Below are 274 nucleotides of genomic sequence, written 5' to 3'. Positions count from 1 at the left end.
GGACATCACGTTCACGGACCTGATCCGCGGTGAGATCACCTTCAAGGCCGGCTCGGTGCCGGACTATGTCATCGTGCGTGCCAACGGCCACCCGCTCTACACGCTGGTGAACCCGGTCGACGATGCACTGATGGAGATCACGCACGTTCTGCGTGGCGAAGACCTGCTGTCCTCCACCCCGCGCCAGATTGTTCTCTATCGCGCACTCGAAGAACTCGGCATCGCCAAGTTCATGCCTCGCTTCGGTCACCTGCCTTACGTCATGGGTGAGGGC

The 274-nt window shown here is 61.3% G+C and carries 1 protein-coding gene; it reads left to right on the top strand.

All coding sequences use genetic code 11. From position 1 onward, the window contains the following. The coding region (locus QP415_RS11765) for a glutamate--tRNA ligase family protein (protein ID WP_285100200.1) at window positions 1-274 on the top strand (274 nt) is incomplete at both ends.

The sequence above is a fragment of the Pauljensenia sp. UMB3104 genome, assembly GCF_030217285.1.
Classification (GTDB): domain Bacteria; phylum Actinomycetota; class Actinomycetes; order Actinomycetales; family Actinomycetaceae; genus Pauljensenia.
This window is presented reverse-complemented; position numbering and strand designations above follow the sequence as displayed.